The 25,103-nt window shown below is 41.5% G+C and carries 14 protein-coding genes; 4 read left to right on the plus strand and 10 right to left on the minus strand.

Translation table 11 applies throughout. The annotated features are described in order from the left end of the window. The first annotated feature begins 22 nt into the window (after positions 1-22). On the plus strand, positions 23-508 hold the full coding sequence (locus KTO63_RS16875; RefSeq protein ID WP_217792560.1) for a YybH family protein: 486 nt from the start codon (positions 23-25) through the stop codon (positions 506-508). Positions 509-696: 188 nt separating this feature from the next. On the opposite strand, the gene KTO63_RS16880 is transcribed toward KTO63_RS16875, so the two are convergent. Then, positions 697-1,812 carry a hypothetical protein gene (locus KTO63_RS16880; protein ID WP_217792561.1) on the minus strand — a complete coding sequence of 372 codons (1,116 nt, stop codon included), beginning with the start codon at positions 1,810-1,812 and terminating at the stop codon, positions 697-699. 1,047 nt (positions 1,813-2,859) lie between these two features. Here KTO63_RS16880 and KTO63_RS16885 point away from each other — a divergent pair. Beyond that, positions 2,860-3,567 carry a DUF1028 domain-containing protein gene (locus KTO63_RS16885; protein WP_217792562.1) on the plus strand — a complete coding sequence of 236 codons (708 nt, stop codon included), beginning with the start codon at positions 2,860-2,862 and terminating at the stop codon, positions 3,565-3,567. A gap of 555 nt (positions 3,568-4,122) precedes the next feature. On the opposite strand, the gene KTO63_RS16890 is transcribed toward KTO63_RS16885, so the two are convergent. From KTO63_RS16890 to KTO63_RS16925, 8 genes are all read right to left on the minus strand, one after another. After that, positions 4,123-6,366 carry a glycosyl hydrolase family 95 catalytic domain-containing protein gene (locus KTO63_RS16890; RefSeq protein WP_217792563.1) on the minus strand — a complete coding sequence of 748 codons (2,244 nt, stop codon included), beginning with the start codon at positions 6,364-6,366 and terminating at the stop codon, positions 4,123-4,125. Between the two features lie 199 nt (positions 6,367-6,565). Next, positions 6,566-8,107 carry a sulfatase family protein gene (locus KTO63_RS16895; RefSeq protein ID WP_217792564.1) on the minus strand — a complete coding sequence of 514 codons (1,542 nt, stop codon included), beginning with the start codon at positions 8,105-8,107 and terminating at the stop codon, positions 6,566-6,568. A 133-nt stretch (positions 8,108-8,240) separates the two neighbouring features. After that, positions 8,241-9,893, minus strand: coding sequence for a SusD/RagB family nutrient-binding outer membrane lipoprotein (locus KTO63_RS16900; protein WP_217792565.1), 1,653 nt, complete (start codon positions 9,891-9,893; stop codon positions 8,241-8,243). Between the two features lie 78 nt (positions 9,894-9,971). Continuing rightward, complete coding sequence (locus KTO63_RS16905) at positions 9,972-13,604, minus strand: SusC/RagA family TonB-linked outer membrane protein (protein WP_217792566.1); 3,633 nt, start codon at positions 13,602-13,604, stop codon at positions 9,972-9,974. 122 nt (positions 13,605-13,726) lie between these two features. Further along, the gene (locus KTO63_RS16910; protein ID WP_217792567.1) at positions 13,727-14,845 is read right to left on the minus strand and encodes a FecR family protein; all 1,119 of its coding nucleotides are present in this window, start codon (positions 14,843-14,845) and stop codon (positions 13,727-13,729) included. A gap of 121 nt (positions 14,846-14,966) precedes the next feature. Then, positions 14,967-16,241 carry a DUF2264 domain-containing protein gene (locus tag KTO63_RS16915; RefSeq protein ID WP_217792568.1) on the minus strand — a complete coding sequence of 425 codons (1,275 nt, stop codon included), beginning with the start codon at positions 16,239-16,241 and terminating at the stop codon, positions 14,967-14,969. 307 nt (positions 16,242-16,548) lie between these two features. Then, positions 16,549-17,658, minus strand: coding sequence for a glycoside hydrolase family 88/105 protein (locus KTO63_RS16920; protein WP_217792569.1), 1,110 nt, complete (start codon positions 17,656-17,658; stop codon positions 16,549-16,551). Positions 17,659-17,801: 143 nt separating this feature from the next. After that, positions 17,802-18,371, minus strand: a complete 570-nt coding sequence (locus tag KTO63_RS16925) for an RNA polymerase sigma-70 factor (RefSeq protein WP_217792570.1) — start codon at positions 18,369-18,371, stop codon at positions 17,802-17,804. Positions 18,372-18,858: 487 nt separating this feature from the next. On the opposite strand from KTO63_RS16925, the gene KTO63_RS16930 reads away from it, so the two are divergent. Together KTO63_RS16930 and KTO63_RS16935 are read left to right on the plus strand one after the other, a co-directional pair. Then, positions 18,859-19,845 carry a hypothetical protein gene (locus KTO63_RS16930; protein WP_217792571.1) on the plus strand — a complete coding sequence of 329 codons (987 nt, stop codon included), beginning with the start codon at positions 18,859-18,861 and terminating at the stop codon, positions 19,843-19,845. Between the two features lie 587 nt (positions 19,846-20,432). After that, a complete protein-coding gene (locus KTO63_RS16935; RefSeq protein WP_217792572.1) occupies positions 20,433-22,970 on the plus strand; it encodes a T9SS type A sorting domain-containing protein in 2,538 nt (845 codons plus the stop codon). Between the two features lie 200 nt (positions 22,971-23,170). Here KTO63_RS16935 and KTO63_RS16940 read toward each other — a convergent pair whose 3' ends face one another. Next, complete coding sequence (locus tag KTO63_RS16940; protein WP_217792573.1) at positions 23,171-25,009, minus strand: glycoside hydrolase family 97 protein; 1,839 nt, start codon at positions 25,007-25,009, stop codon at positions 23,171-23,173. Positions 25,010-25,103 lie beyond the last annotated feature (94 nt).

Here is a 25,103-nt window from a genome sequence, read left to right on the forward strand (position 1 = left end):
TAAAATAAAAAATGATCAATGTATGCGAAACCTAATTCTAAAAGGATGTACATTAAGTTGTATAATGGGATTAATACTTTCCTGTAACGGGAAAAAAGAAAACTCCACCGCGGGAGAAATAGACAAAGAACAAATAAAGAAAGAAATTCAGGCAAAAGAAGATGCGTTTGCTGACGTATACAATAGCGGAGATATGAGAAGCATTGGTTATTATGCAGAGGATGCGAAAAGTTTTTATCCGAACAGGCCACCTTTAGTGGGCAAGGAATCAATCATCGCATTTTTGACGTCTGATCTGACCTCCCCTATTGACAAGATCAAATTTACTACTAACGAAGTTTTTGTATCAAATGATGGAAAACTTGTTGTAGAACTCGGTGCTTTTTCGGTGGTTGATTCTCTCAATACGACACTTAATACAGGAAATTATATGAGCCTATTTGAAAAAAGAAATGGTCAATATGTTGTTGTAAGAGATATGAGCGCCTCCGATGGGCTCACTAAATAAAAATGATGGAGCACAAACTTACTAAGCACGCTTCAAAAATATTTCCCAGGGGTGTTTTCTGTAAGAAAGCTCCGGGTGGGATTTAAAAACAAATCCCGGTATACGCAGCCCGGTAGCAGGTTTTCTTCAGTTCTCAAGCCTTCCATTAACTTGAATGCTTAAATACTGGTTACTATATTAAAGTAATGCTAGCGTCTTCTGCCGCCACCGCCACCGCCCATGGAAGTACGGCCACCACCCATGGAACGCCCGCCGCCGCTATACCCGCCTGATGACTGTCTGTTTGACATTGAAGGAGAGGATGATTGCCTGTTTGAGGTGGTGGGCCTGTTGGATGCAGAGGGAGATTGCCTGTTTGACGTTGTAGGTCTGTTGGATGCTGATGGTGATTGCCTGTCGGAGGTTGTAGGCCTGTTGGAAGTTGCTGGTCTGTTGGAGGGTGAATTAGATGGACGGGTGGATGCTGAATTTCTGTTTCCCGAGCGATCTACAGTGCCATTACCATAATTACCTCTATCCTGGTTGTTGCGCACGGTGTTCGATGTGTTCCTGGTGCTATTGTAATGATTAATACTGTTTCTGTTATTAATAACCACGGTATTTCCACCATGATAGTGACCGCCATAGTAGCCACCATGATAATGATAATGATTGTGGCGATAAATACCCACTGCCATTACGGTTGCAAATCCAAACCAAGGTGGGTAAAAGCCGTAATAATAAGGCGGATAATAAGGTACATAGGCTGGTGAATAAACATACTGTACGACTGGGGCAGATTGCACTACGACAACGGTACTTGCAGGAACGTTAACCGTAACCGGATTTTCGCCCTTATATCCGGGGTTTGCGGTAATTGATGAATTTCCTTTGGGCTCAATAACATAATCCTTGCCATACAGTTCCTCGTCACCAACAATTTGCAGACTAACCTTTCCGTCTTTGCCTTTATCCAGCAGAATAACGGCAACATCCTGCGATTCAGTTTTACTGATATCATCACGGAGTATGAAGGTGTACGAACTGTCTTTTTGGGTAGTGACCACTTTAATAAAATCAACCTTCTTATCCAGGTTTAGATCCAGGTTATTGATCTTTAATTTTTCATCATTTAACGATTTTTCGAACGCTTCAATTGTTTTTGACTTTTGAAAGAGATCTAATACGGCATAAAGATCCAGGTTGTCACCTGCAAGGCCCAATGCGGCAGTATCTTTACCCTGAGCATTTTTATCCTGAGAAAAAGCCCGCAAACTTAAAAAGTTTAGTGCTACTGCCAGGTAAAGTAAAATAAGTCGATTCATAAAAAACAGTTGAAAATATAAATAACCTATTCGTTAATAAATAGTACAAACGAATATTCTATTACTTTTTTTAGTAGTAACGGTGGATATTAACATGTATTCGGTCAAATATGTTGCATAGAAAATGATTTTTTATACTCCCATTTTCTGCGCTGCGCAATAATTCAGCTGCGTCGCAGTGGGTTGCCAGGGTAAAATGCTAGCCGACAACCATTTTGATGGAGCAGCTCAACGGGAGAAAATGTGAAATGTGCCTACTCTCAATTCCACGGTTTAGAGATGGTTCCTTGCGCAGATGCAGCGTTAATGGTCAAACGCTGGAGTCATTTAAGAAAGTCGTTGTAAAATGAATTGGAGTACGACACACGATCTTCATAATTTAATGATATTCACGCCGGGTTCGAATCTAGTTCTGGGCACTTTATAAAAAGTGCTGATAATCAATAGATTGTCAGCGTTTTTTTACTTAACGATTATTCACCTATCAATCAGTTTCTAGGTTTGAACAAGCACACCTTATTTCACGTTAATCACTACCCGAAATTTAGATTCTTCTTTTATATTAGTAGGCGCACCTCAACATTCGACTCTTTTAATTCAGAAACAACGTTTTTTTCACCAGGTTAATAATTTGCTGGATTAGCGTTATTTCACGTTCCTTTTATCCTCTTGTAGTAGCGCCAAATTCCAAAACCATCGAGCCCCAAATTAAAAATTCGCTGTTATTAAAAATATGTCAGGTGACACATTTTTTATGTACGAAATATGCTATTTTATTTCACCGAAATTGAATTTCTATTTCAGTTGAAATGGTAGGACTTACCTGCTTTCTCAACTAAAACCCATACTAGTTTTGCTCATTTAGGATTCTGAACACCTAAGAAGGAAAGAAGAGTGAACACCTCGTCTATTTTTAGCTGAAACTGCTTCTATCATGAAATTCGAATTGCGTCCATGGTGTAGACGCAATTCGAATTTCATGGCATCGGTTGCTTAATTCATTAAGACTTATTACTTTTTGCTATTAAAAAAGTCCTTAAAACTAATATGAAAAAGATACTTATTGGCTTATTCATTTGTGTTATTTCTTCGGTTAAAACTTTTGCAACCTGGTCAATTATTATGATTGATGCTAACACTAAAGAAATAGGCATTGCAGGTGCTTCATGTACTTACAATTGTTATGGGATCGGAAAGATCGTTCCCAATATGGGGGCAATTATTGTGCAGGCTATGAGCAATAATGAGGCAAGGAATAAAGGAATTGAAATGATTGTTGCCGAATCAACGCCTGAAGAAATTATTGAAGCATTAAAAGACCCGGCTTTCGATCCAGAAAAACAGCAATATGCAGTGGTAACTATCAAATATCTCGACCACCCGGGTGTCTACACAGGCGACTCCACAAACCAATTCAACGGAGCCTTGACTAAAAGCGGAGTTTCCGTGCAAGGAAATACGCTCGCTTCAGCGAACGAATTAACTGAAATTATGAAGGCCGTAGCGAAGGGGCAAACCGCATCATTGAATATTGCTGAAATCTTATTGAATGCGTTGGAAGCAGGCTCGGCATCTGGTGGTGATAAAAGATGTGGTGAACAGAAAGCATCCAGTGCATTTCTTATTGCTGCAAGACCTGGCGACAAGACGCCATACTTAGATCTAAATATTTTTGGACAAGGTAAGGGAGGTCAAAACGCTGTAGAAATGCTTCGCAAAAAGTATGAAAAATGGAAGAGAAAACATTACAAGTAGCTTTATTAACCCATTTTCAGAATGTTTTTTGTGAACGAAACTCTACCCGAGCAGATTACAACCGAACCTGTCGTACATTGTCCGGCAAAGTGTTAGATTGAAAGTATGGGCGACCATTCTATACCGTCCGATCATTTTCAGAAAGAGCAGCCGGCACCTTTTGCAATGAAGCAAGAGATATGCCGGCACACTCAATTGACGGACGCATAAACTATGAATCGGAAGTATTATCTGTAACACCTTCTACAGTCAGTGACTTTGCAAAAAAAATATTTGACCAGGGAAATGTAATAGAGGTTGTGATGGACCCTTTATAACCCATCTTTAGGCATTTTTAAACACATTGAACGGGAAACACTTTCCAATTTGCCTTCGTTGACGGTTTTCAAATTCTTCCCACTACAGCAATACCCAACCCATTAGCAGCTACCTCAACAGAGAACCGAACATAATGAGGTTACTTAATAAAAAACGGGTACAGAAAAATACCTGTACCCATTTTCTTTGCCTTAATTATTTTTACTGCCGGAATATCTTATAATATATCACATATTTCTATTTTACCCTTTTAGTTGATACCGCTTTTGTTCCCCACCAATTTTGTTGTTGATCGTTTGCGGCAACCGGTGCTACCGGAATTAACAAATCATCGTTGTTTGAATAAAGTGTTACGGATTGTCCTTTTTGTAAATTCAATTCATATGTCTGTGGTCCCTTATTAATAAGGGTTACAGGTTTGCTACTCTTTGTTAGAACATGGCCCTGCAAGTCTGCAACAATGGTACACTTTCCACCTGTAAGGCTTTCTATTTTTATCCATTTTGTCGCACCGTTTTTTCGAACAGCAGAAAGCAGGAATGCTCCTTCCGAGCGCATATTGGCAAATGATATATCTTTCCAAGCATCGGGTACTGCAGGGAATACACGAAGCTTGCCGTTGTGATCTTGCAACAACATTTCCTGCAACGATGCTGCTGCTGCCAATGGCGTTTCAATTACCGGTGCTCCTTCCATATAAAATGTATTGGGTTTGGCAAAACCGGTAAGCAATTGATCAAGTGCGTGCCATGCGCTGTCACCCTTACCCATCAATGCAAAAATAGAGGCACTGCCTGTAAAAGAAAATCCGGCAAATGCACTTTTTAAACTTCGCCAATGATAGAATGAGCGTTCAATTAATTCGTGGGATCCGGCGGTTTCCCAACCTTCCAAATGCAATGGATAGATCATCAATAAGTGTGAATAATGTCTGTGCGATTGAGTAAAACCAACGTCTCTCCCAATGCGTAAGCCTGTGTTGTCAGCAGGATAAGGCGTAAGGTTTTGTAATACATCCTTCCAGGTATTTGCCAAACTATCATTCGGTACCAGGTTCAATAATGTCTCGCATCCCCAACGGAATAAAGATAAATCGTAATTGCAATCGCTCGTAGTACCTCGCGGATATTCCGGCGAATACGTAGGCGGCAAATGCCATTTACCGTCTTGCTCCTTATGCATAACATCTATGTAATAATTGACGCTTCGTTTTAGGATAGGGATAAGATGTTGCAGTGCAATTTCATTTTTTGAGTATGCATAGTATTGCCAATAATTGTAAAGCATCCATGTAAGATTACCGAGTTCAAGCTGACTTGGCGATGCCGTGGTATCTAATTGTGGATATACTTTAACGGCCGCCATCATATCTAACGCGGAAGAGCGTGCAACAGCTGCTGCATTATGACGATACTCCGCAGGAGCGTTATTGATAAGGTTTTGATAATTAGCATCAATATTTTTTACGAATGGCTCAACCATTTCCAAATGATTGGCTTTATATAGCGGAGAGTAGGTTAGTTGAATGTTCAAATTATTCCAGTATGCAGGCCATCCTGTTGGTGCGGGCCACGGTCCCATTAAATCTATTGGTCGCGTATTTTCTCTTGTTGCAGAAGCAACTTTATATAATTGGATCCAATAAAAACTTTCGGCTTCGTTGTTGGGTAATGATAGAAAGCTTTTTTGATAATATTGGTGCCACCACTGCCTGTGTACAGCTATTATACTTTGTAATTTTTTTTGTGTTGCTCCGTCAATACATGTAACGGCTTTAGACAGTGAGGATTGCGTGGTATTGTACGCTACGGTTATGTAGGCCGTTTTAGTGTTTGCGTCCGCGATAGTTTTCCACGCCGTTACATAATCGCCACCCGCCAACATTGGTTGCGACGAATACTCAATACCGGATTGTTTACCTGCTTGTGCCGGAGGATTTGCAGGGAAGTCTTTCACGGGACTGAAAGACATACGTGGGCTGATTGATTTTTCAGGATTCCATTCCCATGAAAAATTACTTTCCTCTCCTTCCGTTTTGGTTTGAAAGACGATCACATTTTCTTTTGTAAGCGAAAAACTGGTCCACCATATTTTTCCCTTGTCAGTGGTTATAACACCTGTAACTTCTGCATTCCACAAATTCAATCGAGCGGTGTTCTTTAAAATTTTCCCTACGGGTGTCAATGTAAAATAACCGATAGGTAATCGTGCCTTGTTATACAGATGTCCAAAATTTCCTTCGTTGCGGTGGTCCACCACATCTGTCCTTCCTATCTCCATACGCACCGTATTTGAATCATACATATACACCATATTACCTAACAAACCGTTGCCTGTAAAAATGCCATCGGCCCATTTTGTGGTAAGTGTATCAAACACCAAATCGTTTCGTGAAAGAAATTTCTCCCAATCAACATGTTGTGCTTTTACGTTGTATGCTACAATACAAAACAGCAAAATAATACCTGTGCGTATTTTCATCTTTATAAAAAATTAAACCTTACAATTGAGTTTAGAACAATCAAAAATTCAAAAAATAATCTCTACCAATTTTATTAAACCACCATGTAGAAACATGGTGGTTTTCTGCTTTCAATAAAAAAACTAGAAAACTGATCATTTTGTTTCTGATCAGCATTCATCAACCGTAAATGAACTAAAACCAAAAATTTAATCGTACTTAATTACCAGTGTATATTTTTCTCAGTTCAGGATAAGCATCATCTGTATCACCAGCCTCTTTTTTCACCTTCTCCAATTCTTTTTTCATTTTTTTAATAATGGATGCATACTGCGGATCGTTGATGGCATTGTGATCTTCATTTGGATCTTTTTGAAGATCATAAAATTCCCAGGCTGGCGGCGTGGTTTTCTTTTCAGTGCCAGTCATATTCAAAGGAAGTCCATAAAAGAAGATGAGTTTATATCGTTCATTCCTGATGCCGAAATGCGCCGGCCTGATGGCATCATGCTGCCAGTATCGGTAATACATTTCGTGGCGCCACTTTTTCTCGTGACCACCTTCGAGTATCTTTCTAAAACTCTCGCCTTGTATATACGCTGGTTTTTTAATGCCGGCATAGTCTGCAAACAAAGCTGCAAAATCAATATTCAATACCATGTCGTTTACCTTTGTGCCCGGCTTTATCTCTTGCGGATATCGAATAACAAAAGGCATTTGCAACGACTCTTCGTACATCAGCCGCTTGTCCATAAAATCATGCTCGCCAAGAAAATAACCCTGGTCCGCGGTATAGATCACCACGGTGTTCTCATCAAGTCCCGCTTGCTTTAAATAGTCCAGTAGTCTGCCGATATTATCATCATTGCCGGCGGCGCAGCGCAGATAATCTTTTATAAGTTTCTGATAAATTTTCTTCCTTGCCTCTTCCCTGCTTAGCCCTTCGGTAGAGAACGGCAGGCCGGGATAATTTGTCCACCACGGGCCTGTAGAGGCTCTCTCCCAGCGCTTTCCCATTTCTTCCAATGGCTGGCCAATAAAACTGCGGCCAGTAGTGGCAGTACCCGAATCCCAGAAATTTTCGGGATAAGGAAATTCAACTCCATCAAAAAGATCTTTATTCCTGTCGGCGAAATCAAATGGTTCATGTGTGGCTTTGAAATGGCACATCACAAAAAATGGTTTTGATGTGTCTCTTGCTTTCAACCAGTCAATGGTCATATCGGTAGAGATATCATCAACAAATCCCTTTTTCTTTTCGCCTTCTTTCTCCTCATCATTCCAGTTGTCTTTCGTTAAATAGCTTGGATCGTGATAGATGCCCTGACCAGGCAACACGGCAAATGTGTCAAACCCTGCGGGTTGTTTTTTCAAGTGCCATTTGCCAAACATCGCGGTTTGATATCCTGCAGCGTGCAGGTCCTTTGCAATGTTATTTTTATCGGGAGACAAAGCATCCTCTAAGGTATAAACACCATTCTTGTTACTGTATTGCCCGGTAAGAATAGTGGCCCTGCTTGGTGTACAAATTGAATTGGTGCAAAACACATGATTTAAAACAGCTCCTTCCGTGGCGAGGCGCTTTATGTTATTGTTTTTAGCGTAGGGCGCGAGAATGCCGCCATAAATACCCCATGATTGTGCTGTATGGTCATCGGCCATGATATAAAGAATATTGGGCCTTTTCGTTTTAGGTTCCTGTGCATGGATCTTCTGCACAAGCAAACAAAGTAAAATAAAAGCAATGCTGGTAATCCGCATATTTCTTTTTATGATCGTTTCTTAGATGTTGTTTCGCATGATCCAAGAGATAACAGCCGGCTTCGCGAGGCGGCTGTTATCAAATAGCGCAAAAGAATTCTATTGCGTGTATTTTTCGTTGCTCAGATAATGCTTACTTATTCCACCAAACAGGAAATGCATAACTATTGTCATTTGTTGCCGCAACCGCTGCAGCATAGTTTTCTGCATTATTATTAGCTTCCGAAGTACCTGTAGGATAAGGCACTCTTACAGGGTATGTGGTATTCATTTGTGCACCATTCAGCATGTCGGGCATTAACACGGGCAATTTCAACCTTCTGAACTCTGCATAGGTTTCATCTATTTGGAAAAAGCCGGAGTGCAACCACTTTTGAAGTGCAATTTGCTGCATGGCCTGTCCTGAATTATACGCATAAGTTGAACTGTTTAACCATGCTGTAAGCCCCGGTATAGTTGGTTGTGCAATAGTTGCTTTTTGATAAGTATATTGACTGGCACCTGTTCCTATCGTTTTACTTGCCGGCGCTGTTTGATAAATGCTGTAATACATCAACACAGATTGAATGACGCCGTTGTTATAATACGTTTGAGCTACTGCATCGCCTCCTGGAATAATGCCTTTTTTGGCAGCTTCTGCAAGATAGAAATTTACTTCTGAGGCATCAATCATAATACCGATTGGCGCAGCATAGTTATATCCCCAAACCAACGGATTCAAATAAGCATACATTCCTTTTACACCGGTATTCGTTGTCCTGTCTTGTTGCGAAACGGGCAATCCATGATATACGCCGGCGTTGGAAGCATCCGTATAGTATGATATTTGAAGGCGCGGATCAGCTGAAGCTGACATTACGCTATCCGTGTACTGGCTGAGATATGTTGCCGTTGCGTTGTTTTCCGCCGCTGCCTGTGCAAAATAACCACCACTTTGTGCTGTGTTATAAAGCAAGGCATTGGTAGCATTGGTAAGTATCAGCGGTCTCTTGTTGTTAACGATATCCGTTATTTCCGTTTGTGCGCGGGCCGGGTCGGCTGCAGATAAGCGCATAGCATAACGCAATCGAAGTGAATTGGCAAATGCACTCCAGCTCGACAATACACCCTTATATAAAATGTCCTGTGTAGGAAGCAATGCCTGTGCATTGTAAACACTCGTTTGCAGTTGAGCAGTATCAAAAAAAGCACCTGCCTCTTTTAAACTGTTCAGCACCGAATCATAGATACTTTGCTGTGCATCAAATTTAGGCTGCAAAAAAGTCTGTTGATTAAACTTGCTGTTTGACCTCGTAAAGGCCTGTGAGTAAGGTATATCTCCAAACAAATCGGTTGTTTGTGCGGTATTGTATGCTTCCATTACCCTGGTCATTTCATAATACACTTTATAACCTGCCTGTTCGGCCGGTGTTAATTGCCAATAATACATTGCATCAATTAACTTAAACTGGATCATGGAGGTGTTGTAATAGTTTTGCCATCTCCCAAAATCGATAGCACCGGCTGAACTTGCACTGCTGGCCTGTATAAATTTATACAACGATGTTGGATTGGCGTTAGTATTTCCCAGCAATTGCATCATGGGAGCCATTTGGCCCAATATCCTGTTTACGCCATCTCCATAAGCCACAGGTGCAGAACTTTGTATGCCCTGCGGAAACAAATATTCTATCGAAGTAGAAGTAAATGCATCGGGGTTTTGATATAAATCGTTTAAGCTTTTTTTACAGGAAATGCTTCCTGCCATTAAAAAGAATGCGGAGAAATATAGATAGATTCTTTTCATGATCGTTTTTTTAATAACCATTAATGATGGGCCATTTTGTTCATGGCATTGTCTTGGTACACGCCTCAACGGCTTCATTTAAAAACCGACATTTACCGATACTCCGAAATTACGCATCAACGGATATCCGGTATATAATATGCCTGTGCTGAAATCATTTGTACCAAGGCTGTTATCCGGGTTATCATACGGTAATGACTTGTACAGGAACCATAGATTTCTTGCGATTAAAGAAGCAGATAAGCTTCTCATGTGAAGTTTACTCACAATGCTTACCGGCAAGCTATAGCTGATAGACGCTTCCCTTAAACGGATATAGTTATTGTCAAATACTGCATCCTGTGTACCGAAATTGTAGTAACGGTTTTGATAATAGGTAGATGCTTTTACAATTGTTGTATTAGGTGTGCCGCTGGAAGTTACGCCGTCGTAAATAATACCATCATGCCAAACATAGGCGCCGGCCGGAGCTTGTTGTCCCGCTGGTAACAATACATTTTTTCCGTTCTGCACATAATAAGAAACGCCACCGTGATCTGTATCCCTTCCATTCAATGTATTCTTCGTTAACCCCGTTGCTTCCCAGAAAACATTGTTGTATGAAACAACCTGTCCGCCAAACTTGTATTCCAAAAGCGCTGTTAACGTTAGCCTTTTAAACGTAAAGCTGTTGATATAACCGCCATACAGTTTAGGCAACAAATTACCCACGCGGTTTTGTGTTTGACTGAATTGAGGCATCCCGTTGGCGTCCACTACATCCTTACCGGTTTTTTCATCCTTTACCAATGTGTACATATAAATATCCATTGGCGATTGACCCGGTGCTGCTTTAATAGTAGCGCTGAATGGATTGGCCAGTTGAAGGCTTGTTAAGCCAGGTGCCAGCGACAATACTTTTCTTTTAACGGTAGTACCGTTTAGCGTCATGTTCCATTGGAAATTCTTATTCCTGACAACGGCTCCTATCAATTGTACTTCCAATCCTTTGTTTCCAAGAGAACCTGCATTCATCATCGTTTGAGCGGCACCGGTAGAGTAAGCAACCGGAACAGCCATTATGGTATTCGTTGTCTTATTGATATAGTACGTGATGTTCGCACGGAACCTGTCGTGCCACATGCCTGTTTCTATACCAAACTCATAAGACTTATTAATTTGAGGTTGAAGGTTGGTGGCATACGATGTCGTTGGATTCGAATAATTACTGGTTACTGCACCGTTGAACGAACTGAATGTATAATTGGTATTGGCACTGTAGTTGGTCCCGAATACACCTGTCTCGCCATAAGATGCTTTCAATTTACCGAAGTTGATAAATGCTGGCATTTTTACTGCATCGGAAAATATGAAGCTACCGCCTATTGAAGGATAGTTTACTGTATTGTTAGGTGCCGGTAAAAAAGAAGACCAGTCTTGTCTGTCAGTAGCGGTCAAAAACAATAAATTCTTATAGCCTACAGTAGCACTTCCGAAAATACCTTGAAAGCGATAACCGGATTGTGTACCTGTTCCATTGGAACCCGTATAAGTGGTGGTGCCGGTGATTCTCGGTTTAAAATTGGCAACACTGTACATGCCGTTGTAGAGCAATCCGTTTGCACTGGCTACTGTATTATTCTCATTATAAAAATCATCTACCGTTGCTCCTACAAATGCATTCAGTGAAATATGATGATTGAAATTATTGTTGTAAGTAACGATGACGTCCGCATGATTGGCATAGTCATTCTCTAACGATTTTGTATAACCGCCCTGTGCTGTAGTATAAGCCGTGGGCGCCGCATAAGCTGTGAAAGCTTGCTTCAATTCGTTCATTTCGTATAAACGGTTTGTTCCGATTCTCATCCTTATGGAAAGCGGAGCAATCGGGTGTACGGTAATGGTTGCGGTACTTACAAGCGTATTGCGGCTGTCCTGGTTTCTGTTCATGACAGGATCCCAATACAAAGGAGTAACAATGTTGGCGGCCAGTGCAGAACTACCAACATATTTATAAGCAGAATCTGACCACTGATACCCTTTTGCGTTAATGGTATTATCCTTAAGCAAAGAAGTGATGTTGTTGGGATAAATGGAGTAAGACGCTCTGTCTATACGCTCCGGAGGATTTTGCCTGTAATTATAAATGTAATTGACAAACACTTCAGCAGTTACAATTTTGGAGATCTTTCTGCTGCCGGAGAAAAACACGGAGTACCTGCTCTCCTTCATGTTTGGCAAATATCCCTTGTAATCATAAAAAGAACCGGATAACCTGAATGATGATTTATCATCTGAGCCGGAAACGCCGATCGTATGGTTCATTGAATAACCATCATTAAAAAAGTCCTTGTAGTTATTCGGTTGTGCTACCCATGGCCTTACTTTGCCATCCCACCAAAGCACATCCTGTCCGTTTAACTTTGGACCAAACGCCATGCCTGATGTACTTACGCCCGTTCCGGAAGGAGCATAAAACGGAATGCTGTCATAACCCGGCACATATTTTACGTAGCTATCAAAACGGTCTGCACTTGCACCGGCACCATATTCGTTTTGAAAATCAGGTAACCCATAAATTTTGTTTTTTGTAAAGTTCATGCTGTAATCAACGCCTAAACCTTTTTGCTCTTTTCCGGATTTGGTTTCTATAACAACGGCTCCGTTGATTCCCATAGAACCATACAGTGCAGCAGCATTCGCGCCATTTAATGTAGTAATGCTTTCTATATCGTTCGGGTTAATATCATCCAGCGTAGAACCCGCTTGCGGGCCGGTTGTGCTTCTTAAATTATTGCCGAAACCTCTGCCGCTAAAAGCAACATCGTTATCCAAAATAGGAATACCGTTCAAGATGATCAACGGACGAGAGTTGCCGTTTAATGAATTCAAGCCTCTCAAATTGATACGCGTTCCTCCCATTGGACCGGCGCCCATTGCAACAATGTCTACACCGGGCAATTTGCCGGCCAGCGCAGTAGATACGTTATCAGTTCCGGCGTTGGTTAATTGAGCGTTGTTAATGGTTGCTACTGAAAAAGCAACAGCACGCTGACGTGTTTTGATACCGAAAGCGGTAACCACAACAGAGTCTATGCTTTTGGAATTTTCTTCCAGTTTTATCCGGTAAAAATTTTCGGAGCGCACAGTAATACTTGCGGTGACATATCCTACGGAACTTATTTCCAATACATCTCCTTCGCTAGCTTTCAAACTGAACTTTCCTTCGCTATCGGCAGTAGCGCCTTTTCCATTCCCTTTAATTACAACATTCGCTGCAACAACCGGCTTGCCGTCTTTAGCAGACTGCACTACACCGGTAATTTCTTTAACTATGGCAACAGACGCAGCGTTTCCTGAAATATAAATGATTTTGTCTTCGATATTGTAAGAGAGAGCCGTCCCGGCCAGGCAGGCGTTCAAGGCTTCCGATACACTCACGGAATGAAGGTCCGCGCTTACTTTCGGTGCGTTATCCAATACCTCTTCTTTCCATAGAAAAGAATAGCCTGTCTGCTTTTTGATAAGCATAAATACATTCTTGAGCGATGTATTTTTTACCTGCAAGGTTACATTTTGCGCATATCCTTTTGCATTTGCCTGTAATGCAATGGCCGCAATAAAATAACAAACAATGGTCGCAATTCGCATAAGCTTGAGTACAATCTTTAAGTTTTGGTCGGGTATAACCACGCGGGAACACCCGGCACGAGATATTTTTTTTCTCATACCTTTGTAACGTTTGGATTTAAAACTGTGAATGAAATGCTGTTTTCTGTTCGAACAATACCGGGTAAAGGGTGGAGCCTGAACCCGGTTTTTTTTATGGTTAATGGTTATTCTACATACACTTACTTTTTATTGGATGAAACAATAATTTTATCGTTTTCAACTTTTGCATTGATGCCGTTCGTATTCAACACCTTTAAAATATTTGACAACGGCACATTCCTGTCCAATAACCCGCCAAAGCTTTCTGAAGGTGGCGTGCCTATGTATTCTACCGGTATATTGTACCATCTGCTTACCTGGTTCATCAATTCCTGCACAGTAATATTTTCCATTGAAAATTGACCGTCGGTCCAGGCAACTGCACTTAATGTGTCCACCCCTTTGATCTTTATATCTATGCTGTCAACAACAGCCTGCTGTCCGGGTTTCAGTATATGACTTCCTATTTTGATGGCACCTTTTATTAACGTGGCTTTTACTTTCTCTCCCGAATAACTACTGATATTGAATACTGTGCCCAGGTCTTCTATTATTTCATTGCCGGCCTTCACTTTAAAAGGTTTCTTTACATCGTGTACTACATCAAAACAAGCTTCGCCAGTAAGCTCTACCATTCGCTCATTTTTCCCTGCAAAAGAAACAGGGAAGCGCAAAGAACTGCCTGCATTTAAGAACACTTTTGTTCCGTCGGGCAATACCATTTTCCATTGTTTTCCGTTGGGTGTTGACAGCTCAACATAATCTCCTGTCCGGGAAGCCGCCGAGTTGGAAGATGTTTGTGAACCATACAACCGGGCTATTTCATAACCAAAACTCGTGTCCTTTAAGTCAATATCTTCTCCGTTCCAAAGGCGTAAAACAGCACCGTTGGTGCCGGGCATAATTTCCTTAGCAATACTTTGTTGCATTGGCTTACTGTTTCTGAAAAAGAAAAAGCCCCCGACAATCACTCCTGCAAAAACCGCAGCCACAGCCGCTTTCTGCAGGAAACTTCTTTTGATGGATATTACCTTGACCGGATGTTCTGCATGGGTGGAAATTTGTCTTGCGACTTCCGCAAATATTCTTTGCGAATGCGAAAGCTCATCCGCAGCAAAGGCCTCCGGAATGTCAACGGTAAGTGGCTCATTGTCTTCATACCATTTTTCCAATATTTCTTTTTCCTGCGGAGAAATAGAGCCGTCAAGCCACTTCCGGGCCAGTTCTTTATAGTATTGCAGATCTGTGTTTGCTGACATTGTTGATACGTTCTTTGATATATGTGAAGAAAAAAGCAGTCTATCCCCTACAAGCGGTAAATATTTTTTTTAACCCGCCTGGCAGCGATAACGATTTTCGTTAAACAGATAAATAAACCGTTTATTTCTTTGGAGTTTGTTTATAAACATCATTGCCCGTAGGATCGGGCTCCATGGCATGATCAATCGTCATAAGCTCTCCGTTCCAGGCTCTTTTTGCGGTCCAATCGGCATCAGGTGCCGCCCAAAAAGGGTCTTGCGCTGCTAATCCCAGCATGATAAATCCTTCTGAACAAAGATATTCGCTACCCGTGCAAATGTAGGTTTCGCCCGCTTCGGGTTGATGCCCGGCAAAGCCGATATTCAACCATCCTTTGTTATTAAAAGTACCCGGCATTTCAATTTGTCTTTTGATCACTGCGTGCAATGCGCAGCGCACTTGCGAAGGCTTTATACCTTCAGGCAATGCATGCATTTGTGCAATTTTGCTGAGCAATTGGAATGCACCGAAACGGTAAGAAATAGAACGGCCGATAGGCGGATAAGTGCCTTCTGGTGAAATCAAACGTTCCTGGATGGCGGCATATCTTTTTGCTCTCGACAAGAAAACGCTGTATAAATTGGCCGTATCACGATTGGCATTTTTCAGTGCTTCGCTCACTTCCAACAACATGGGATGCATTACAAAACTGTTGTAGTAATCCCAATGAAAATTTACACCGTCACCGTAAACACCGTCGCCTTTATACCACAGCACCATACTATTCACAGCCCTGTCTACCCTGCCTTTTTCAATCTCCTGGCCGTACTTCAAAAAGAAAGCTTCAATTTCTGCAGCAAACAGCACCCAATTGTTATTGCCCGGCATTATTTCTCTTGTCTGATTAAAAGCAGCCAGCACATTTCTTTTCGTTTGCTCGTCCAGGTTTCCCCAAAGTTGTGTTGGGGCGCGCAAAAATGCCTGCGCCAAAAAAGCAGCATCCACAAGTGCCTGGCTGCCTGTTACGGGATGCTTTTTGAAATTCATGTAATCGGCCGCCGTAGAATCGGTGGCATTTTTGATGCACGCAACAGAAAGATCGATATACTTTTTTCTTAGCTTACCCTCCGGTGTTTGATCGGGGCCCAATTCCAACCAGGGCGCCATTCCGGCCAATAACCGACCAAATGCTTCGAGGTAAGCCGAACCGCTGCGGTCCGCCTTTTTGAAAGACTCGATCGGCATTGTTTTTTTGAGTTCGTTTTTACTCAGCGCCGTTAAAACGGGATCGGCAATTTTTGTCATCATCCGGATAAGATAAGCCCGTTGTGCGGCACCGTTGTTTACTTCCTTTTTTTGAGCGAATATGATTTGCGGCAGCAGCAAAATGGCTACCAATAACAATTTAAAGTTCACGTTTAAATAATCTAAATGGGTTTGTTAAACAATAATTTGATGTCGTTTCCTTAAGGGTAATAGCATACAAGTTGATGCCCTACGGGCAATATGGCCACTCATTGATTGATTTCTATTGATATTATTCCCCTACGGGGAAGCCTTGCCCGTAGGGCATAAATATCAATAGAAAATGTAACACCAGTTAAGACATTGTCCCCGTCCGATCCGGCACGGGCGGGCGTAGGACATTAATATGATAAAGCCGAACAGCTTAAGGAAGCTGCATTAAACAATGATTTGAAAAGAGGCCGCTTTGGCATTGTATCTATTTTTTCAGCTTGACAATTTCTGACCCGGCAAGCAAAAAAGCGCCCGTGCCATAAGATTGCCAACTGTCTGCGTTAAAATTCTTTTTGGGATCTTCTCCTATCGGTTGCACCCAACCTACTCGTCCGGCTTCATTTACCAATGAAGTCAATCCTGTCCATGCTTTTTTTACTGGTTGTAAATAGCTTTTTTTATCCAGGATATGTTGATTGATCCCCCAGGCCAATGCATAGCAATACAACCCGGACCCGCTGCCCTCTCCTCCGGGAAATGATTCGGGATCGAGCAAGCTAGACCTCCAGAGACCGTCTGATTGTTGCAGTTCCAATACACGGCCTGCCATTTCTTTAAACAGGCCTACGTAAAAACTACGCCCCGCATAATCCTGTGGCATCTCCTTTAAAAGATTAACCAAACCGGCCATGACCCATCCATTGCCCCTGCCCCAAAATACTTTCTTTCCGTTGGCTTCTTTCTTACCCCCGCCGCGTGCATTTGCTAAATACGCGGCATCGCGTGCAAACAATTTTTCTTCGTGATCATATAAAAGGCGATAGGTTTGTCGGTAAAGTGTATCTGCCAGTACCAGATAATGGGGATCATTGAACGTTTTGGAAAGCTTGGCAAGTGTAGGAGGTGCCATAAACAAGGCATCGCACCACCACCACAATAAACCGCGATTTCTAACAAGCGCATTGTTCGGAGCCGTCTCCATTTTATGCACCGTATCGATGGTTGGCTGAATCATTTTTTTGTCTTTGACGATACGATAAAGGTCAATGTAGGTTTGACAAATAACAATATCATCAGCATTATCAAATTGCCTGCCCGGCATCCACTGTTTCCTTTCTCCTATTGCCATTAAAGAATCAAACAAGCGTTTTTCACCGGTTGTTTGATAAGCAGCATCTACGCCAACATAGAAAACACCATTCGTCCATGAGTTCTCCGCGGCGCCGTTGGAATGGCTCAGTTGCCAATCGGCGGCCTTTACCATTTCCTTTTTTATAAATGCCTTTTGAAACAAATCCGGCGCCTGTGCTTTTAATGCACTGCTTATAAATAAACAACTCAAAACGGTTAAGCCTATCTTTTTTTTCCTATTCATTGCTCGTGTTCATAATTTTTGATGATGGATAATATTTACTTGCCCGGTAAAAAATCTTTTATACAGAGTAAAGAAAACGGCATACTATCCCCTACAAGCGGGCAATATTTTTTTAAGAAAGGAAACCGCAGGAATGTATGTTTTTACAAAAAGGAAATAAAGCTTTGGAGTGCCACGCGAATGCGGCGTAAGGCCCTGGTAATTTGTGTTTCGATTGTTTTTTCGGAGATATTCAAGTCGGATGCGATCTGTTTATGGGTAAGCCCTTCTTCCCTGCTCAAAGTATAAATCAGGCGGCATCGCTCCGGCAATGAATTAACAGTAAGGGCTATTTCTTCTTTCAGTTCTTTTAACCGGAATAGTTCATCTGCAGACAATTCCGCACCCTGATATGCTTCGGCAGTTAACAATGTAGCAGCATTTTGTTGACGTTTGGAATAAAGTGCCAGCTTGGAATACACTTTAAACTTAACCATGCCCGCCAAATAAGATTTGAGAGAATGAGTGAGCACCGTTTTCTCTCTTTGGTTCCACAAATCAACAAACACGTCTTGTACTATTTCTTCGGCATCGTAGAGATTATTCAGTTTTTTATTCGCCAGCGCAAACAACACTTTCCAATAGCGTTTGTACAATTCATTAAATGCGGCAAAATCTCCTTCTTTGGAAAGTTGGTACAATAGCTCATCCGTGTGTGTTTCAAGCAGTGGCATAAAGCAGATAGAAAATACAAAAAATAGTAAATCGTTAGGTATATTTTACGACTTTAAACAGTCGCCGCCTATTCGGTTCGTGTAAATATAAGGGAGATACCATTTCCGGCATAAAATTATTTTGAGTGGGAGATTTCGGAAACCGGGGCCACACTTAGCCCTTTGGATGGCCAGAAACTTCAAAATTCTTTCTTCTGGTATTTATCGTTTGTTTACCAGGCATCGTTGTTGCTTTTGTCCCCCTCGCTGACTATATTTAGGAAACATAACGTCATGCGTTTACAAAGTATGATCGCAACAACTTCGTTGGTTTGTTGTTGTTGTTTCAGCAGTTGTTATTCGTAACGCGTAGCCACTCATGCAGATGACAACCAACAAACAGTCCTAAGTAAATCTAACCTGTTCGCTATTGCCTACCCCGACGGGCTTTCCGACACATATTGAAAGGCATCACGCTTTCACAATGGTAAACATTCAAACAATCAATATGAAATACATCCTTTCAACTTTTCTCACCCTTATGATAATAACTGCCTTTGCGCAAGATTGTACCAAAGAATCTCTCCGCAAAAAACCTGGTACCTGGAAAGAAGGGCCACAGGGTTCTATTCACGATGTCACTGCGGCTGACCTAATAAAAGAGAAAGCAGTAATGGCAACTATTCATAAAATGATCACTACTAACTATACCCCAACCGGATGCCAGGTGGGGTACAGCAGTGGGTATGGCAAATATTCAGTTGCCGGTCAAAACTGGGTGGCTGATCCCTATAATTATACAATGTATATTCTCAGGTATTTGTGTGACGGAAGTAGCACTGATAAATCAAAATACTATGTTGATCACTCTACTTCTACTAATGTAAGCATTACTGCTAATGTGGTGTTCTCATTGAATAATCTCTATGCCGCAACTATTGCTCCGGACGAAGTAAGAAGCTATTTGAAATTGAAACAAAAGCCAGAGAAAAAAGAAGGCGTCTGGTATATGGGAGAAGAGGTGGTTGGTGATTATGGCACACCTGGTGAGATAAAAGAATATCGCTGGCTTATTACCTACAATGACACACTTCCCTTTTATTATGTAAGCCGTAAAGAATATTTACTGATACAAAAGAAGAGATTGGAGAAGTCGATACAGGAAGTTCCCAGCGAAAAAGAATACACCAACAAGTACCTCAATAATGTGAACGAATATTTAAAGAGGCCGGAAACCGAATTATCCCTCCCTGCTATTTGTATGTGGAATGAAGAGGAAAGATTTGAAAAATTTGTAGACGAGGGAACCCGTGGTTCTTTCTTCGCCGTAAAGCCCAATCTTGATTACTATCATAAGAAATTACCAAAATCTTCCCCGCAATTTTTTACCGTGGTGTATAAAATAGCAAAAGGCGATGCGGTATTTGCAGACAACTACGAAGCGATAAAAAAAGCCGTCGATTTTACAAAACTTAAAAACATGCTGGGGAAATGAATGACCCTGAATTAAAAACATATTCAACCAACATAAGATGATGAAAACAATTTTGCCTCCCCGTCTTAAAACTATCGGCAAAGTCGTATCATTTGACGAAACACGACGTTAATTCATTGAACGAATAATATATAGTCGATTAGTTTCGTGTACCCTAGCGCAGGAGACAATTCAATTAACCTCACAACGCGCTTCCAATAAAACTTTACGAAACGAGGCTAACCAGAGGGTATCAATAAACTCTTTCCATGGTCATGTGCCCGATTGAGTTTCTCAATTTTGTTATAAGATTAAATGAATTAACGAAGGTATAGTTGCATATCTACAGAGTGCTTTACTACCGGACTGATCCTTAAGAAATATACATTTCATCGACTTTATCAATTGTTATTGCATAACAGGCAACCCGTGTGTATCAATATGCGTCTTAACTATTAATACACAATATATTATCCTGTTATTAGGCACAACTGCTTACCCTCCATTTTCAAGTCACCTCGACCTTACAATGTGCCCGGCAATAAAATGTCTTGTCGACCTATAGCCTCCGCATCTACGCGTATTAGTTCGTATTTAAATATATTATTATGAATAAATTATTACTCCTATCAACTGTCATGCTTATTATCACATCTACGGGTTTGGGACAGCGTTATTGGGTCGGTGCCGTGTCCACTGACTGGTCAAATAGTAGCAACTGGTCAACGGTTTCCGGAGGTGCCGGGGGTGCCTCCGTACCAGGATCTGGCGACCTTGTTTTTATTGATGCAAATGCGCTGAACACCTGCATACTTGGTACTATGGCTTCAGTAAGTCAGTTTAAAATAACAGGAGGTACATTCTCGTTTGGCGCATCCGGATCATTGACAGTTAACAGCACCTTCGATATGTTCGGCGGAAATTTCAACGCAGGCGCAGGATCACTTAACGTACCAGGCAATACTTTTACCCTTAGCGGAGGTACGTTTAACGCCGGCAGCTCCACCATCTCACTGGGCAAAAACATGGCCATACCTTCGCCTTCATCATTTGTGCCAGGCACTAGCAATTTTGTATTAAATGGTAATACACAACAAGATGTATTTATCGTTTCAACGTCGCAGTCGGGCCTTATGAACTTTTACAATCTAACCATCAACAAACCCGCTAACAGCCTTGTCAATTTTACTTCCGGTGCTGTAGACACTTTCCAGGTAAATAATAGTCTGGCCCTCACAGCTGGCACCGTTTCCGGTTCAGGTTTTATAAAAATAGAAAAAGATGTATCAGCTGCATCAACCTTTGGTGGCTTTGGCATTTCCATTGCATGTACCGGGCCTAACCCAAGCGAGATACGACTTGATGCACCACTAGCCGTTACCGGAGTTTCAAATTTTGTTGGCATTGCTAAAAGTACCCCTGATGTTACTGTGTCTGTGTACCGGACAGCAGGCGCGGATGATACCATAAGAATTGGCAATTTTGATGCGAATTTTATTGTAAGAACAGGCATCATTCAATTTCCAGGAAATCAGCCTATAGTTAGTCATTTCCAGAAAATACAAATTGAGCCGGGTGGCACCTTTAAATGCACCAGTAATTTCTTTTACAATGCAGGACAACATATCAACCTCGGCGGCACATTTGATCCTAACAACGGCACGTATATTTTCAATTATTCACCGATCCCCGCGTTCACGCAGTTCACTAAACATCGGGAGAATTTTTACAACCTCATTGTGGATATTGCTGGCGGACAATTCAATCCTTCGCCAAATGATACGTTGACAATAAACGGCAACCTTATTTTAAGAACTGGTTTAATAACCGGACAAACTCAAAGCGCCTTTGATGTAAAGGGTGATGTTTCATTTGAAATGAACATGCAGCCCACGCAGGCACATACAAATCTTGTATTCTCTGGCATCACAGACCAGCAACTAAAATTTGACAACGGCGCCGAAGGAAACTGGAACGCGTCTGTAACGGTGAATAAACCATCTGGGAAATTGTTACTGCAATCACCATTCCTTATGGATGATTATGGATCGGGCAGCAATAATACTTTTACTTTCACCAAGGGTATCGTAAAGAGCTCTGCGGCCAATTACCTTTTATTTACCAATACAAACAATGCTGTTGGCGCCAGCAATGCCAGCTATGTAGATGGCCCCGTTCAATTTAAATGGTATGGTGATTTTACTTTCCCGATAGGTAATGATGGATATTACGGCCCGGCAAAGATTACCAATTCCACTGCTGATAATATCATTACTGCACAATACTTTCACGAAAATCCCACACCACTTTATAATACGGCCTTGCTTGCGGCTACGTTGCAAAATGTAAGCACACGGGAATATTGGATGATTAGCAAAAGCGGAACATCCATTTCTCCTTTGATCTGGCTTTCATATGACAACATTCGAAGCGGCGGAGTGACCGACGTTTCTAAATTAAGGGTTTCTCATTGGAACGGATCTTTGTGGACAGATGAAGGCAATGGCGGCAGTAGCTTACCGTTTATTAGTGCCGGAAATATAATTTCATCTTTCAGCCCGTTTACACTGGCCTCGGTAGATAAAAATCCGAATCCACTTCCGTTACACTTTGTTAGTTTCAAAGCCACACTTACGCAGGATGGCACTCGCTTAGCATGGCAAACAGCCAATGAAATAAACAACAGTCACTTCAATATACAGCGTTCATCAAATGGTCTCATGTATGATAAAATAGGTCAGGTCACCGCGCAACATTCTGGCCTTAATTCGTATCGATATGCATACACGGACAGCAAAGTGCTTAAGGGAATTAATTACTACCGCCTTGAACAAATTGACATTGATAGCACAAGAAAATATTCAGATGTCGTATGTATTTTCAATAATGAAAATGCCGTGAAAAGCCCTATCGTCGTTTTTCCTAATCCATCCAGCGGTTATGCATCCCTGCAATGCGTAATGTTTGCGGGAAAAAAAGTATTGCTTGAAATATTCAATGCCGCAGGACAGAAGCTTCAAAGTCAATGGATACAATTGGATGCGTCAGGAAAGTGGAGCTCCATTCATTTGTCTGCAGCTGGTTGCTACTTTATAAACTTAAGCTTTGATAATACTCTTTGCAAAGGGGCATTAATCATAAAATAATACTGACGGTTATTCTATTAAATCTAGACATTGCCTTTGAATGAAGGTTAAAATAAATATTCCGTTAATGAGGTTGCCAAATAAACCTCATTAACGGAATACCGTCAGAACATCCCATTATTAAATTTAGTTTAGAGCATGAGTTCGTCTCGCAAAGCCTGTTAACAGACTTTGCCACTAAACAATGAGAATACCACGTTCTATTTAATCTTTTCTAACAGAACACAAGCCCCGCCTCCGGGAGCCAAATGAACCTTTATTTCCTGACCATATGAAACAGTTTCATTCGTTACAATGTAACTTTCCTTATTGGTTCTAAAGTCCGCATCCTTTCCATCTTCTATAATCGTTGCTTTGTATTCTCCTTTATCAAGCATTGATAAGGGAATTGAAAGTGTTCTTGCATCTTCGTTTGTCGCTGCCGCAATTAACCATTTGTTATCTGCGGACTTTCTCGCCATTACGATATACTTCCCAATTTCTCCGCTCACGGTTTTACTTTCTTTCCATGGCATTTGTTCTGCACTAATGAACTTTAAGATTTGCGGATGTTTCAAATAGTTTTCAGGAATATCCGGAATGATGGTTGTTCCTGAAAATACAATCAGTGTTCTGGCTGCTTCTGCCGTAATGGTTGAAGGAACAGGTGTGGGATTATCTACCCGGCCTTTTTGCATCATATCTACTACTCCATTGTCCATATCCAAGGGACCGGCCAGCATGTTTACATAAACAGCAGTCACAAATGTAGATGGCTGAAACACGCGATGAGCATCGAGCTGTGAGTGGCAGTATTCTCTGGTGACAGCGTTTGGCCACGTTCGCATTTGTCCGTAAGGATGAACGGGACCGTCGTGGAAATCCACCAGTAATTTATTCTCAGCACAAAGTTTTGTGATGAGCTGTGTGTGCTTGTTTTTCTCTTCGGGATTACCATTCATAAATCCATATTTTACGCCCACTGCCCCCCATTGACCATACTGCTTAATGGTTTGATCCAACGGATAGGCTTTACCACCAACATCGTTCAGATACAACCAAATGCCTATGCCCTTGGCCTGCGCATAATTAAGCAACTGGTGCACTTGTTCTATTTTGCCGCCCTTTAGCGGATCAGAATCTTTGTTAAACTCCGGGCCATACCAGTCAGCATCCAGCACGAGGCTTTTGATGTTATTACCCGCAGCAAAATCAACCATTCTTTTCCACGATGGCAAAGACATTTCATATTTAAATCCATTTACTTCCGCACCGTTAATGCGCCAATCCCAAACAGCTACTCCAGGTTTAACCCACGAAAAATCCAGGCTCTTTGCAGGCTCTGGGTTCAGCAATTCTATTAGGTGAGAGTCTACCATTTTACCCGGCGTACTGCCAAACAATACCACGCGCCATGCTTTTGCCCGTTTGGAAGAGACCGTAAAATTTGTTGTTCCCTGATTTGCTTTCAATAGCAAAGGTTCGCCCGATTCAAGTTTTGCTTCATGTATTGCCATGTAATGATTGGAATCTGCTCTAATGGTCATTACAGGCATGCGAATTCCATTTGCATCCTTCAATTTCTCGGGACCTATGTTCTTATTTTCTCCGTTGTAATACCAGGCGGTGTAGTTATCTGCAAAATTAAACTGGCTCAATTCTTTCTCTGCGTTGGCTCCTTCATACCTGAAAGCAAATCCATCATTATAAACCCTTATTCTTATTTTATATACTGCCCCATCAATAAGCGCTTCATTGTATTCGTCGGGTACAACGGCTCTCTTTCCCCACACAGGCTTCCACGTTTGCTTAACGTGTTTTAATGAAGATTGCAGCCAGTGGAATTTTCCAACACTTTCTAAACCGATAACAGACTGCTTGATCAATTGCTGCCCATTTGCAGTAAACCTATACCGTACATTGCCATTTGTTTCATTAACGGCTACTTTCAATTTTTTGTCGGGAGAGGTTATGGTAACCCTATGTTGAACCGGTTGACCATATAGTACTGCAAAGCATTTTACCGTGCACAAAAAACATATGAGTAAAATCTTTTTCAAAAAATTTTTCATTTTGCTATAAAGAGATCTATTTACTTCTGATAGTGGCTAAATGCCATGCCGTATCCGAACCCGGCTGGTTGGCTGCCCCTTC

The sequence above is a fragment of the Pinibacter aurantiacus genome, from assembly GCF_019130065.1.
Classification (GTDB): Bacteria; Bacteroidota; Bacteroidia; order Chitinophagales; family Chitinophagaceae; genus Pinibacter; species Pinibacter aurantiacus.

Coding starts and splice junctions, on each gene's coding strand:
- KTO63_RS16875 (WP_217792560.1), top strand. CDS start 23: ATGCGAAACCTAATTCTAAAAGGATGTACATTAAGTTGTATAATGGGA.
- KTO63_RS16880 (WP_217792561.1), bottom strand. CDS start 1,812: ATGAATCGACTTATTTTACTTTACCTGGCAGTAGCACTAAACTTTTTA.
- KTO63_RS16885 (WP_217792562.1), top strand. CDS start 2,860: ATGAAAAAGATACTTATTGGCTTATTCATTTGTGTTATTTCTTCGGTT.
- KTO63_RS16890 (WP_217792563.1), bottom strand. CDS start 6,366: ATGAAAATACGCACAGGTATTATTTTGCTGTTTTGTATTGTAGCATAC.
- KTO63_RS16895 (WP_217792564.1), bottom strand. CDS start 8,107: ATGCGGATTACCAGCATTGCTTTTATTTTACTTTGTTTGCTTGTGCAG.
- KTO63_RS16900 (WP_217792565.1), bottom strand. CDS start 9,893: ATGAAAAGAATCTATCTATATTTCTCCGCATTCTTTTTAATGGCAGGA.
- KTO63_RS16905 (WP_217792566.1), bottom strand. CDS start 13,604: ATGAGAAAAAAAATATCTCGTGCCGGGTGTTCCCGCGTGGTTATACCC.
- KTO63_RS16910 (WP_217792567.1), bottom strand. CDS start 14,845: ATGTCAGCAAACACAGATCTGCAATACTATAAAGAACTGGCCCGGAAG.
- KTO63_RS16920 (WP_217792569.1), bottom strand. CDS start 17,658: ATGAATAGGAAAAAAAAGATAGGCTTAACCGTTTTGAGTTGTTTATTT.
- KTO63_RS16925 (WP_217792570.1), bottom strand. CDS start 18,371: ATGCCACTGCTTGAAACACACACGGATGAGCTATTGTACCAACTTTCC.
- KTO63_RS16930 (WP_217792571.1), top strand. CDS start 18,859: ATGAAATACATCCTTTCAACTTTTCTCACCCTTATGATAATAACTGCC.
- KTO63_RS16935 (WP_217792572.1), top strand. CDS start 20,433: ATGAATAAATTATTACTCCTATCAACTGTCATGCTTATTATCACATCT.